Here is a 13,576-nt window from a genome sequence, read left to right as displayed (position 1 = left end):
ATCCGTTGATAGAAAAAAGGCCCTCGAAGAACGAGGGCCTTGCAAGTCAAGCATGATACTGCGGGGGTATCCTCAGGATCCCAAGCGTAATCAATAGAACTTATAGTCGGCGCTGACCTTGACCATGCGCAACTGACGCGCATTTGAATGCGTTTCGGTCGCATCACTACGATACTGGCGCAGGTCCAGTGGCTCGTCGCGGTTCATCAGGTTTTTCACGTTCAGCATCAGATTCAGGTTCTTGATGCCGGTGTACCCCAACGCCAAGTCAACTGTGGTGTGCGAACCGACACGGCATTGTGCTGCTGTGTAGCGCAAGCGGGCGCAGCCTGCTGGCGAATAGGTCGTGTCCGTGTAGTCATCCTGCAGCGCATAACCCGAAGAGAAGTTGGTACGTACACCAACTGAATACACGCCATAAGACCAGTCTGCTGACAAGACCGACTTCAGACGTGAGTAACCATAACGACCCGCCAGATTGTCGCCGTAGGCCTTCAGCTCGTCGGACCAGGAATACAGGTCCTTGGTGTAGGTGGCACTAAGGTCGACATCCAGCTTGCCGAGGCCGGAGGGGCGGAAGGAAGTCTGCAGGTCGATATCGTAACCCGAGGTCTTGGTCTTGGAGATGTTCTCGTAAGTACGTGTAATACCGGTCAGCTTATGAGCGCTGATCTGATGGTCGGCACGTCCGGCATAACGTTGGTTCATCTCGATATCCAGCGCGGTCAACGCGGCTGCGCGGGTGACTTGGCCTGGGAAGTTGCTCTCGTTGTTGAGTACCTCCTGGGCGCTACGGCTGTTGATCTCGTTCTTGCGAGCGATATGCCAGTAGTCTACCGATACGCTGAAGCCCTTGACTGGTTCGAATACAAAGCCCAAGGTTTTGCTGTCCGAGGTCTCGGGCTTCAGGTTCTTGTTGGACTTGGTGCGCGAGGCCAGCGAGAACGAGCAGCTGTCGCCGTATACCGATTCAGCCTTGGCGCGCAGAATGGCCGCTTCGGTGGGGTCGGTGGAGGCATCCGCATCGGCATTCAGCGAGTTGTAGACGTTGGTTGCCGCATCGCATCGCTGGGGATCGGACAGCCCGGGCGCAAAGGCGCGCAGCTCAGAATCACTGGATTCCAACAGGTTGGGCGCACGGAAACCACCGGCAAAGGTACCGCGTAGGATCAGGCTGGGGGAAGCCTGGAAGCGCAGGCCCAGTTTGGGCGAGACATGGGCATCAAAGTTCTCGAACTTGTCGACGCGCGCAGCCAACTGGGCTTCCAGCTTATCCAATACAGGGACATTCAGCTCGACAAAGGCTGCGCCATAGGTGCGGGAGCCGCTCGCAGCGGACGATCCGCGGCCAACCAAGTCAGCTTCCTTGGCCAGGATATCGCTATCCTTGCTTTCATAGTCCTCGCGACGCAGATCGAAACCGGCTGCTATGCCCAAGGGGCCAGCAGGTAGTTCAGCCAGCGCCGAGTTGGAGAACTTGCCGTCGATGAAGGACTGTGAGGTCTCGCCTTGGGTTACATATTGCGGGAAGAGCTTATTTAGCACTTCATAGCTGTTCTGCTGGCCGATCTTATAGGCCTTATTGAAGAACAGTGGATCATCGATGTCGTAGTCGCCAATGACTTCCTTGAAACCCTTGCGGCTGTATTGGCTGCGTTGGGTCATGACAGTCTTGGCGTAGGTATAGCCAGCAGCAGTTTCCCAATCCCAGTTGCCGGCAATGCCCTTCAGTCCACCCATGAAGCGGTACTGGTCCGAATCAACCTTCGTGCCTAGCAGAGGCTCTGCATCGGCAAAGCGATAACGGAACTCTATCTCGGAGCCCGACTGGTTCAGGGGGTGCTGGGCAGGGAGGCCGCGAGGGGTGAATATCTGGATGGAGCCATCCGCAGCTGCCCATTCGGTGGTGCCTAAGGCAGCGCCGTAAGCCGGAGGTGTGCCTTTGTACTCGGTCTTGATATTGGAGTAGCTGATATCACCGAATGCCTTCAGGTCGTCGCTGAAGCGGAACTCGCCTGAGCTGAAGAAGTTGGCGCGCTTGGACTTGGGTACGGCGCCGATGCGTGCCCACTGATCGAAGCGGCACAGGCCGCCTTGAATCATGCTGGGAGCACAGCCAGTCAAAGGGCCGGTTTGGCCGCCACCAATCAGGTTTCCAGGGAAGGCGAATGTCGAGAAGGTGCCGATGCTGGGGTTCAAGGCCAGCGCGGTCTTGTTGCTCTCACCAAACAGGTCTCTGAATGTGTAGTCATTGCGCTGATAGAAATCGGCGTTGACCAGCACGTTGTAGCGATCCTCATTGGCGTTGCCAAAGCCGGCGGTGATGCTGGCGTTCTGTTGCTCCAGCTTGCCTTGATCCACAGACTGCTGGTGCGAAGCCTTCAGCTTCAGACCGGTGTAGTTGCGGCGGGTGATGATGTTGATCACGCCTGCAACTGCATCGGAGCCATAGATGGCAGAAGCGCCATCCTTGAGAATTTCAACGCGCTCGATGGCTTCGGTAGGCAGGGCATCGAGGTTCACGAAGTTTTCTTGCGCGCCATCGCCCAAGGCGTAGTTGGAGACGCGGCGGCTGTTCAGCAGTACTAGGGTCGAAGCCTTGCCCAGGTTGCGCAACGACGCGCCGGACGAGCCGCTGGCAAAAGAACTGCTACCACCGATGTCGCTCAGGGCTGAAGTCGAGGACGACAGCGTGTCGATGAATTCTCGGAAGGTATTGGCGCCCGTGCGCTGTATGTCTTCGCGGGAGACGACCTGCACTGGGGACGCAGTTTCCTTGCTCAGGCGCTTGATATTCGAGCCGGTGACTTCGATCTTTTCAATCGGTGTGGCGGTGTCGGCGGCGTGGACGTGGCCGGTGTAACCCAGAGTTGCTATGGCCAAGGCCAAGTACTTCATCTTCATAACTAAATTAACTCCCCAGAAACTACAAAATGTTCGCTGTTCCCGCCGATAGGCTGATAGCTACAGCCAATCGGCGGGGGGCGAATACTACGTAGTCATAAGGTGTACGTCATCATTGGTGCCGCATTCACGAATTAATCAAGCGGTGTGTTACTTATTTACAACATTTTTATGCCCGATGTTCTGTGCGCGTGACAGTTCGAGCTATCGCTGCAAGCGATGGCTCGCAGGGGATGTTACCTACAGCTATCGTGCTCAAGCACGAGGTTCGCCACCATACAGGTGCTATACTTTTCCAGTACAAAACGCCGCGCATTGCGCGGCGTTTTTCATGGTTTAAGGCAAGGTGCGTGTGGCCTATCCCTGCATAGAGTGATGCGCCTGTGCGAGCTGCCACTAAGACAGATTAGCGGCTTGCGGCGCGGGCTAAATTTTTGATGCTGGTCTTGTGAGAATAGAGGGCAAGGTAATGAAGAAAATCTTTCCGGCGCTGCTGTTTGGCATGCTGTGTGTCGCACCTGTTGCAGCTAACGCAGCAGCGGATACCAAGGCTGATGTCGTGGTGAAGCCTTGGAACGCAATTGAGAAACTATTTGCTCGGCCTAGCTTCATGCAGATGCGATTGTCACCGGATGGCAAGAGCATGGCGGTGCTGGTGCCGGTTAATGACAGGCGCAATCTGGCTGTGATTGATCTGGAGGGCAAGGCGATCAAGGTGCTGACCAATCTCAAGGAGATAGATGTCGCACGCTTTTTCTGGGTCAACAATGAGCGCCTGATTTTTACCCAGGGTGATGCACTTGCCGGCTCTGGCGAGGCAGAGAGCTGGGGAGGCGTGGTGGCCGTGAACAAGGACGGGAGTGAACTGCGCCGGTTCAAGTCGAATCATAGCTTGGTTGGCGTACTGAGCGATGGTTCGGACAATGTGCTGATGGTCAATAATGACCGTAGTAGCAAAGCGATTGACCTCTATGTGGTCAACTCCAAGACAGAGAAGGGTGTGCTGAAGACGTTCGATAATCCTGCTACTCCCGGCGAGACTGTTAGCTTCTTGCCAGATAGCAAGGGAGAGGCACGTCTGGCTTATCTGGTGGATGATAAGCACGCATTGACCATGACCAAGATTTACCACCGAGCATCCAAGGAGCAGGGTTGGAAACTGATTAAGGAGTTTGAGGAGGGTCAGCAGGGTGAGTGGGATGTATTGGGGCTGGACAGTGATGATAAGACAGCCTTTGTGGCTGTTCGTGGCGAAGACAGCAAGTTTGCCTTGCATACGCTGGACATGGAGACTCAGGTTCTTGGCGAAAAGTTGCTGGCCCATGATCTGGTCGACGTTGACGGTAGCAATGCCGATCTGATTCGAGCTGCATCGGGCAAGGTGATTGGTTTGGCGCTGGATGCGGAAAAGCCAGAGATCTATTGGTTTGACCGGGCTTGGGCCAAGCTCAGTGAGCAGGTGGATGCAACGCTCAAGGGTAGGATCAACTATCTTGCCGGTGATCTGGATGGGCGTATTGCCATCTATTCGGTAAGCGATGTGGATCAGGGCAGCTACTATTTGCTGGATACCAAGACGCTCAAGATGGAGGAGGTCGCGCAGGCCGCCCCCTGGCTGGATGCTGACAAGACCTCGCCTATGCGGCCGGTGCAGTACAAGGCCCGCGATGGTATGACGATTCCTGCCTACCTGACCTTGCCCAAGGGGAAGGCTGAAAAGATGTTGCCGTTGGTGGTCAATATTCATGGCGGCCCTTTTGGTGTGCGTGATTCCTGGGGCTGGAGCCCGGAAGTGCAATTTCTGGCCTCGCGTGGCTATGCTGTGTTGCAGCCCAACTATCGGGGCTCTGGCGGCTATGGCTGGAAGCATCAGCGTAGCGGCTGGAAGCAGTGGGGGCTGGCCATGCAGGATGACATCACTGATGGCGTGAATTGGTTGGTAAGCAGTGGTGTGGTCGACAAGAACCGCGTCTGCATCTATGGCGGCAGCTATGGTGGATATGCCACCCTGATGGGCCTGGTGAAGGACCCCGATCTCTACAAGTGTGGCGTCGATATGGTCGGGGTGTCGGATATTGAAATGAAGTTTGATGTGCAATGGTCTGACTATGCCAGAAGCAACTACGTGAAGCACGGTGCCATGGCTACCTTTGTTGGCGATCCCAAGACCGATCAGGCACAGTTGAAAATGACCTCGCCGCTACAGAATGCCGACAAGTTCAAGGCACCGGTGCTGATTGCCCATGGTGCACTGGATCGCCGGGTGCCGCTGGTGCACGCTGAGCGCATGCGGGATGCATTGAAGGCCAACGGCAAGGCTTACGAGTGGTTGGTAATCGATGACGAGGGGCATGGTTTTGGCAAGATGAAGAACATCAAGCTGTTCTATTCCGCCGTAGAGGCATTCTTGAAGAAGCATATAGGTAGCTAAGCTTCACGCGTAGCGCAAAGCCCCGGTTTTTTGACCGGGGCTTTTGCTTTTGCGTGTACCGCAGGCTCTGGCTTTGACGGCACTTGGCGATGATTGTCCACCATTGGGTTGTCTAGGTTTGTCAGGGCATTTGGCGCTGGTATTAGCTTTCTCTGAAATTCGTTGCGTAGTCGCTACAAACTGTGAAATGTGTAACGAAAATGCTGCAAAAGCCGGGAAGGCTGAGGGTACTATGGCTCATCAGGGAGATTGACGTCGCTGCTTGCTGGGCGAGGTCGCTTGGCTTTTTTGTGTGTTCGCTGCTGAGGGTTGTCGACCACCGGCAGTGGTTCCATTGGGAGAAATACAAGTTATGAAGCTGAATCAGATTACACGCGCGCTGCTGCTGGTTGGCATCGCTGGTGGTGCAAGCCAGTTTGCCCTTGCCGAAGAGGCACCGGTCAAGGTCGAAAAGATCCAGGTGACGGGCTCCAACATCAAGCGTACTTCGACCGAATCTGCGTCTCCCATTCAGGTTATTGGCCGTGAGGAGATCCGCAAGACTGGCGTGACGACCACTTCCGAGTTGTTGAAGCTGGTGCCGGCTATCAGTTCGGGCGGCCTGGATGACCTGGATTCCGGAACTGGCTTTGCTTCGGGCGTGGCAACCTCGTCTCTGCGTGGCCTGGGTTCTTCTTCCACACTGGTGCTGGTCAATGGTCGCCGTATGGCGCCTGCGGCCTATGCCGACCCGAACACCGGGCAATCCAGCCTCTACAACCTGAACAATATTCCGCTGTCAGCCATTGAGCGTGTGGAAGTTCTGAAGGACGGCGCCTCGGCCGTGTATGGCTCTGATGCCATCGCCGGTGTGATCAACTTTATCCTGCGCAAGGATTACCAAGGTGCCCAGGCTTCCTTGTCGGGCGGCGGCTCGCTCAATGGTGGTTTCGGCAATCAGTCGGGCAACTTGAGCGTAGGCTTTGGCGACCCTGTCAGCAATCGTTTCAATGTGATGGTGTCGGCTGAGTACCGCCATCGCGAAGCGACCCCGCTGAGCAAGGCGCACGCCATCAAGAAGGATGCTTACTACCAGTTGGATGCCCGTCTGGATCCGTCGGCATCGTCGCTGGCGTACCCTGGTAACTACTATATCGAGCGCACCCAAGGTAGCGGCGCGTTTACCGTGCTAGGTGTGGCGGATAACCGCTGCCCGACCTCGATGAAGGTCGGTACGACTTGCCGCTGGGACTTCTTCAAGGGCCTGGATGCTGTTTCTGAGTCCGACACCGGTGCGGTCTTCTCCCGTGCTTCGTTCTCCTTGGGTGAAAACCTGAATGCGTTTGCCGAGGTCGGCTACAACAGGGTCGAAGCTGAATACCGCTCCAACCCACGTAGCGTTGCCCAGACTGGCAGCACCTGGTTTACCACGGATGGTCAGCGCAAGTCGTTTACCTTTGTGCTGCCCGCCAATCACCCGGACAATCCGTACAACAACCCCACCTACACACAGTACACGCCTAACAATACCCGCCAGGTTGCGGTGCGCTACCGTTTTGGCGATATCCCATCGTCTGATTCGGTGACGAACGAATCGACCCGTGTTGTGCTGGGCCTGGATGGATCGCACTTCGGTTGGGACTGGAATGCAGGGGCGATGTACAGCAAGGCTGAGCGTGAAGCCGTTTCGCGTGGTCTGCTGCTGGCAAACGAGCTGCAGAGCGCAATCAATGATCTGAGCTACCGCCCATTTGGCAACAACAGCGCGGCGACGATTGCCAAGATCAGTCCTGATCAGCTCTACACTGGTGAGACCGAAGTCAGCATCGGCGACCTGAAGGGCAGCACCGAGTTCGGTAACCTGCCTGGCGGTGCGATTGGCGTAGCAGTTGGCCTTGAAGCCCGTCGCGAATCCATCAAGGTGACGCCGGATGCCCGCCTGGCTAATGCCGAGTTTATTGGTCTGGGTTCGTCCGCAGCTGACGGTAGCCGTAATGTGCGTTCGGTGTTTGGTGAGTTCAATCTGCCGCTGCTGAAGACGCTGGAAGCTGAGGCTGCCGTGCGTTATGACCGCTACAGTGACTACGGTTCGTCCACCACCCCCAAGCTTGGTCTGAAATGGACGCCCAACGGTGCCCTGGCTGTCCGTGGTTCGTATGCTGAAGGTTTCCGCGCGCCTGGCCTGACCCAGATTTCCAAGTCCAGCGTGCAGTCCTTCAATACCATCATTGACCCGCTGCGTTGCGGTACCTCCAAGTTCCCGGACGTGCCTGCCAACACCATCGATCCCGCATCGCGCGATACGGGTGAGTGCACCACCGGCCGCAGCATTTCCTCGCGTATTGCTGCCAACCCGGATCTGGAGCCCGAGAAGTCCAAGAGCTTCACCTTCGGCCTGGTGTTTGCGCCGTCGGCGAACTTCAACGGCACGGTTGATATCTACCAGATTCGCCGTAAGGATGAGATCGACCGTCTGAGCTCGCAGTACATCATGGATCAACTCCATGAAGGTGGTGAGTCGCGCTACGCCGATCAGATTTCCCGTAACCAGAATCCGGATACTTGGCTGCGTGATACCAACGGCAACATTATCCCGAACACCGGTCCTATCATCAGCACCGTGCGTAAGTTCTTCAATCTGGGTGAATCCCGCGTCAAGGGTGTCGATCTGGATCTGAACCTGCGCAACAACCTGGGTGAGTTCGGTCGCCTGAGCAGCAACTTCAACGCCAGCTACCTGATCAGCTACAAGCAGGCCCAGTTTGCTGGTGATGAGTTTGTGGAATACGCTGGTGCTTACGGCCCTGCAGGTGAACTGCCGCGCCTCAAGAGCACGCTGGCTACAACCTGGTCCAAGGGGCCATACTCGGTGAACGGCCGTATCAACTATACCGATGGCTGGTACTACGGCGACGGTGTGAGCGGTTGTGGTGGTATTGCCGCATATCAGGCAATGTTCCCTGATTGCAAGGTCCACTCCTGGACCACGTTTGACCTGGGCATGACCTACACAGGCGTGAAGAATCTGACCATCGGCGGTACCCTGCGTAACGTCTTTGATCGCGACGCGCCATATGATCCTGACAACACCACGATCGGTTACAACCCAGGTTTCCACAACCCCTACGGTCGTTATCTGAGCCTGAGCGCTACCTACAAGTTCTTCTAAGCGTTTCTAGGGTTTGCAATACCTTCGACCCCCGGCTTGCCGGGGGTTTTGCATTGCCGCCTCAGATGCATGACTGGGCTGAGCAAGATTTTGTAGTGTAGTTTCAACCGAGCAACTGCTTGGTTGTCTTGTGATTGGGTTTTGTACCCCATGAATCAAGGCGGTACGGTAATAGTTGATCTGAAAATGTAGTCAGATACCGTGTAACTACTTTTCTGACGACTAATGGCGCTGAATTTGCGACAATTACGGGCCGATTTTTCGCTTTTGCCTGACTTTTGTTACAGGCATGCAAGATTCCATACCCGAGGTCACCCTATGCAGTTCACTCCCCCCGACTACATACAGCACGCCGCCCTGCTTGAATGGGTGTCCAAGGTTGCCGCACTGACCAAGCCTGATCGCATCCACTGGGTGGACGGTTCCGATGCCGAGAACGAAGCCTTGCTGGCGCAGATGGTGGCGGCGGGCACGCTGGTGAAGCTGAACCCGGAGAAGCGGGCGAACTCTTATGCTGCGTTCTCGGACCCTTCCGACGTGGCGCGGGTGGAAGACCGTACTTTTGTCTGTGCCGAGCAAGAGGCGGATGCCGGCCCCAACAATAACTGGATGGCGCCAGCCCAGATGCGGCAGACGCTGGATGGCCTGTTCGATGGCTGCATGCGTGGCCGTACCCTGTATGTGATTCCGTTCAGCATGGGCCCGCTGGGCTCGCATATTGCCCACATTGGCATTGAGCTGACCGATTCGCCCTATGTGGTCGCCTCCATGCGTGTGATGACCCGTATGGGGCGTGCGGTTTACGACGTGCTGGGCAAGGATGGCGCCTTTGTGCCGTGTGTGCATACCGTGGGTGCGCCCCTGGCGGCTGGCCAGGCGGATGTGGCCTGGCCGTGCAACAAGGACACCAAGTACATCGTACATTTCCCTGAGACCCGCGAGATCTGGTCTTATGGTTCGGGCTATGGCGGCAATGCCTTGCTGGGCAAGAAGTGCTTTGCCCTGCGTATTGCCTCTACCATGGGCCGCGACCAGGGTTGGCTGGCTGAGCACATGCTGATATTGGGCGTGGAAAGCCCGGCAGGTGAAAAATCCTATGTGGCAGCGGCCTTCCCCAGTGCCTGCGGCAAGACCAACTTTGCCATGCTGATCCCGCCCAAGGCCTACCAGGGCTGGAAGGTGACGACCGTGGGCGATGACATTGCCTGGATCAAGCCCGGCAGCGATGGCCGGTTGTATGCCATCAATCCCGAGAACGGTTACTTTGGCGTGGCGCCGGGGACTTCGGAGAAGTCCAATCCCAACGCCATGGCCATGCTCAAGCAGAATGTGATCTTCACCAATGTGGCGCTGACTGATGATGGCGACGTGTGGTGGGAGGGCATGAGCAAGGAGGCGCCAGCCCACCTGATCGACTGGCAGGGCAAGGACTGGACGCCGGAAATCGGTCGGGAAACCGGCCGCAAGGCTGCCCATCCCAATGCCCGCTTCACCGTGGCGGCCAGCCAGTGTCCTTCGCTGGATGCCGCCTGGGATGATGCGAATGGCGTGCCTATTTCGGCCTTTATCTTTGGTGGCCGTCGCTCGTCCACCGTGCCGCTGGTGTCCGAAGCCGCTGGCTGGAGCGAAGGTGTCTACATGGCAGCGACCATGGGGTCTGAGACCACGGCAGCCGCCATGGGTGCCCAGGGCCAGACGCGGCGCGACCCGTTTGCCATGCTGCCCTTCTGCGGCTACCACATGGGCGATTACTTCGACCATTGGCTGAAGATGGGCGACAGGCTGGCACACGCGCCCGGCATCTTCTGCGTCAACTGGTTCCGCGTGGGTGAGGATGGCAAGTTCCTGTGGCCTGGGTTTGGCGAGAACATGCGGGTGCTGGAGTGGATAGTCGGCCGGGTGCAAGGCAAGGCGCAGGCGCGCGAGACCGTGCTGGGCTGGATGCCATCGTATGCCGATCTGGACTGGACTGGCCTCGACGACATGACCACGGCGCAGTTTGATGCCCTGATGCAGGTGGACATTGAGGCCTGGCGGGCCGAGGTGGCAGCCCATGCCGAGTGGTTTGCCAAGCTGGCCGACAAGCTGCCCAAGCAGCTGGCCGACAAGCGCAGCCAACTGAGTGAGGCGCTGGCAGGCTAAGTTGCACTGCTAACCGCAAAGTAAAGGCCGCTCCTGGAGCGGCCTTTTTTCTTGCGCCGGGCGGGCGTGCGAGGCGCTGTGTGGTGGGGGCCGCGCCTAGTCCAGGCGCTGGGATTTGGCGATGCGCTCGCGCTCGACCTTGGTGATGTAGCGCTGTATCAGGGTCTGGTTGGCGCTGGACAGGTGGATGAACTGGGCACCGGTGCGTATGGTGTGTATGCCGTTCTTGAGGGTGATCTCAAAGCTGGAGCGCATTTCCACATCGGCCATGACGGTGCCGGTGTCAGGTAGCTCTATGCGTATTCCGTGGTACTGGCGGCCGGCATCCATGCGCAGGCCGGGCACGTAGCCAATGATGCCTATGCCCCCCACGCTGATATCGGCCAGCGAGATCTCGAAGTCCTCGCCATGCCCCAGGGGGACATAGCAGGAGAGTGGCTGGGCCAGCGGTACGATCAGCCGGTAGAAGTCGCGCCGCTGCAGGCGCAGGGCCTCCGTGGGCTGGGTGACCGCCAGTGCCGGCTTGCCTTGCCACTCCACCAGCCTGGGGGAGCGGGCAGTGAACTGGACCTTGACGTGGCTGAGGGCCGAGGTGCAATACAGTTGCTCCACGGCCAGTATCTGGTCCTTGAAATGGCCGTGGGGCAGGTCCAGGATCAACCTGCCCTGATCGACTGCCAGGGCCATGGAAAGACCGAATTGGTCGCTGTCGTCCACATACAAGCTGACCAGTTCATGGTGCTCGCACAACTGCAGCAGCAAGCGCTGGATTTCCCCAGCCGTCGTCAGCCGCAACTGATCGGCATCGGCCAGCTCGGCGGGTTCGATGCGCAGCGGCAACTCGTCGGTCATCAAAGGGGGCAGGGCGGTCTTCATGGTCTGATTGTAGACATCCGGCAATGGCGCTTCCAGGCACATGGAACTATTACATGTGCCTGTTTGGGCTTAGAGTCTATTTCAGAGCTTGAATTCCGCCAGCTTGCGCGCCACCGCCAGGTTTTTCAGGCGGACGTAGTCAGGCAGGCCGTTGCGGAAGGGCGGGTAGTCCTCGCCGGCGATCAGCGGCGACAGGTAGCGTCGGCAAGCCTCGGTGATATGGAAGCCGTCTTCGGTGATGAAGTCGCGCGGCATGAACTTCTCCACATTGGCGACCTGGGACAGTGGCGCCTCGGCGATATCCCACTGGTAGGGCGCGTCACTCAGGCGGCGAATGGCCGGCATGACCGAATTCTTGCCGGCCAGTGCCATCTCGACGGCAGCCTTGCCCAGGGCGTAGGCCTGTTCCACGTCGGTCTTGCTGGCGATGTGGCGGGCGGCGCGCTGCAGGTAATCGGCCACTGCCCAGTGATACTTGTAGCCGAGCTTGTCCTTGACCAGCTGGGCGATGGTGGGGGCGACGCCACCCAGTTGGGCGTGGCCGAAAGCGTCTTTCAGGCCGGTTTCGGACAGGAACTGGCCCTGCTGGTTCTTGATGCCCTCGGAGACGCCGATGACGCAGTGATCGTATTGCTCGACCGTAGCCTTGACCTTGGCGAGGAAGGCCGCCTCGTCGAACTCCACCTCGGGGAACAGTAGGATGTGGGGGCCTTCGCCAGCGGCTTCGCTGGCCAGGCCGCAGGCGGCGGTGATCCAGCCTGCATGGCGGCCCATGACTTCGAGGATGAAGACCTTGGTGGAGGTCTTGGCCATGGAGGCGACGTCGTAGCCAGCCTCGCGGATGCTGGTGGCCACATACTTGGCGACGGAGCCAAAGCCGGGGCAGCAGTCGGTGATGGGCAGGTCATTGTCCACGGTCTTGGGCACATGGATGGCCTGGATGGGGTAGCCCATCTTCTCGGACAGCTGCGCCACCTTGTAGCAGGTATCGGCCGAATCGCCGCCACCGTTGTAGAAGAAGTAGCCGATATCGTGGGCCTTGAACACTTCGATCAGGCGCTCGTACTGCTCGCGGTGGGTTTCCAGGCTCTTGAGCTTGTAACGGCAGGAGCCAAAGGCGCCGGATGGGGTGTGCTTGAGGCGGGCGATATCCTCGGCGCTCTCCAGCGAGGTATCGATCAGGTCTTCGGTGAGCGCGCCTATGATGCCGTTACGGCCGGCGTAAACCTTGCCTATCTTGTCGCCATGCTGGCGCGCGGTCTCGATGACGCCAGCAGCGGAGGCGTTGATCACGGCGGTGACACCGCCCGACTGGGCATAGAAAGCGTTCTTCACGGTCATGCAGAAAACTCCGGAGAGAGGTTGCGGGGGCAGTGATTGCCCCAGGATGCGATGCACCGCCCGGTGTGTCCTGCCGGCGAACCACGCTGTCGCGTAGCTTGGCGGCAGACGCCAGGGCAGTGCTGATTAGGGTTGTGTCTTGCCGGCTTCGGCCTGCTTGGCTGCCTCGGCGGCCTGATAGCGCTGCAACTGGGCGCGCCATTCGGTCCAGTCATAGGGTTTGCCGGTCTCGAAGCGTTTTTGCAGGTTGGCCAGCACATTGGGCCAGGCCTTTTCGAAATAGGCACGGGCCTTGGGCCATTCGCCGTCGCTGCCCCAGCCCAGGTGGCTCAGGCTCAGGCGGGTGCCGTCTGCCTCGGCGGCAAAGCGCAGTATCACCACGGTGCGCTGCTGCCGGGCCTGGGGCAGGTGCGGCGGGGCGTTCCAGGTAAAGGACAGCAGTTTTTGCGGCTCGACCGCCAGTACCCGCATGTCGTCGGCGCCTTTCAGGCCGGCTGCGGCATAGGGGTTCATGTATATCTCGAAGGGGCCACCTGGTTTCGCTTCCACCCGCGCTTCCGGGGCAAAGAAGCCGCTAATGCCTTCGTTGGTAGTCCAGGCCTGCCAGACATCCGCCAGTGGGGCCTTGATCTGGGCTGTCAGTTCTATGCCGCTCTCGGCTGCCGTCGCGGCAAGGGGGGCAAGGCTTAGCAGGGTGGCAAGCAACAGGCGGCGCATAGTGGCTCCAGACCATG

Annotated in this window: 7 protein-coding genes; 3 read left to right on the top strand and 4 right to left on the bottom strand. The window is 58.4% G+C overall.

Annotation, left to right across the window (positions count from 1 at the left end; all coding sequences use genetic code 11):
• Positions 1 to 90: 90 nt before the first annotated feature.
• Entirely contained in the window at positions 91 to 2,904 is a 2,814-nt protein-coding gene (locus tag V7714_RS04110; RefSeq protein ID WP_335388439.1) for a TonB-dependent receptor domain-containing protein, read from the bottom strand.
• 469 nt (positions 2,905 to 3,373) lie between these two features.
• Between V7714_RS04110 and V7714_RS04105 the strand changes: the two genes are divergently transcribed.
• The 3 genes from V7714_RS04105 (at position 3,374) to V7714_RS04095 (ending at position 10,625) form a co-directional block, all read left to right on the top strand.
• Positions 3,374 to 5,335, top strand: a complete 1,962-nt coding sequence (locus V7714_RS04105; RefSeq protein WP_335388437.1) for a S9 family peptidase — start codon at positions 3,374 to 3,376, stop codon at positions 5,333 to 5,335.
• A gap of 352 nt (positions 5,336 to 5,687) precedes the next feature.
• Positions 5,688 to 8,483, top strand: a complete 2,796-nt coding sequence (locus V7714_RS04100; protein ID WP_335388434.1) for a TonB-dependent receptor plug domain-containing protein — start codon at positions 5,688 to 5,690, stop codon at positions 8,481 to 8,483.
• A 318-nt stretch (positions 8,484 to 8,801) separates the two neighbouring features.
• The gene (locus V7714_RS04095; RefSeq protein WP_335388431.1) at positions 8,802 to 10,625 is read left to right on the top strand and encodes a phosphoenolpyruvate carboxykinase (GTP); all 1,824 of its coding nucleotides are present in this window, start codon (positions 8,802 to 8,804) and stop codon (positions 10,623 to 10,625) included.
• A gap of 96 nt (positions 10,626 to 10,721) precedes the next feature.
• On the opposite strand, the gene V7714_RS04090 is transcribed toward V7714_RS04095, so the two are convergent.
• From V7714_RS04090 to V7714_RS04080, 3 genes are all read right to left on the bottom strand, one after another.
• On the bottom strand, positions 10,722 to 11,501 hold the full coding sequence (locus V7714_RS04090; RefSeq protein ID WP_335388428.1) for a flagellar brake protein: 780 nt from the start codon (positions 11,499 to 11,501) through the stop codon (positions 10,722 to 10,724).
• An 81-nt stretch (positions 11,502 to 11,582) separates the two neighbouring features.
• Positions 11,583 to 12,842, bottom strand: coding sequence for a 6-phosphofructokinase (locus tag V7714_RS04085; protein ID WP_335388425.1), 1,260 nt, complete (start codon positions 12,840 to 12,842; stop codon positions 11,583 to 11,585).
• 126 nt (positions 12,843 to 12,968) lie between these two features.
• Positions 12,969 to 13,559, bottom strand: a complete 591-nt coding sequence (locus V7714_RS04080) for an SRPBCC family protein (protein WP_335388422.1) — start codon at positions 13,557 to 13,559, stop codon at positions 12,969 to 12,971.
• Between the last annotated feature and the right edge of the window lie 17 nt (positions 13,560 to 13,576).

The organism is Chitinimonas sp. JJ19 (genome assembly GCF_036961565.1).
Taxonomy (GTDB): Bacteria; Pseudomonadota; Gammaproteobacteria; order Burkholderiales; family Chitinimonadaceae; genus Chitinimonas.
The sequence above is the reverse complement of the archived record's forward strand: the minus strand, read 5'-3'. Positions and strand labels throughout refer to the sequence as shown.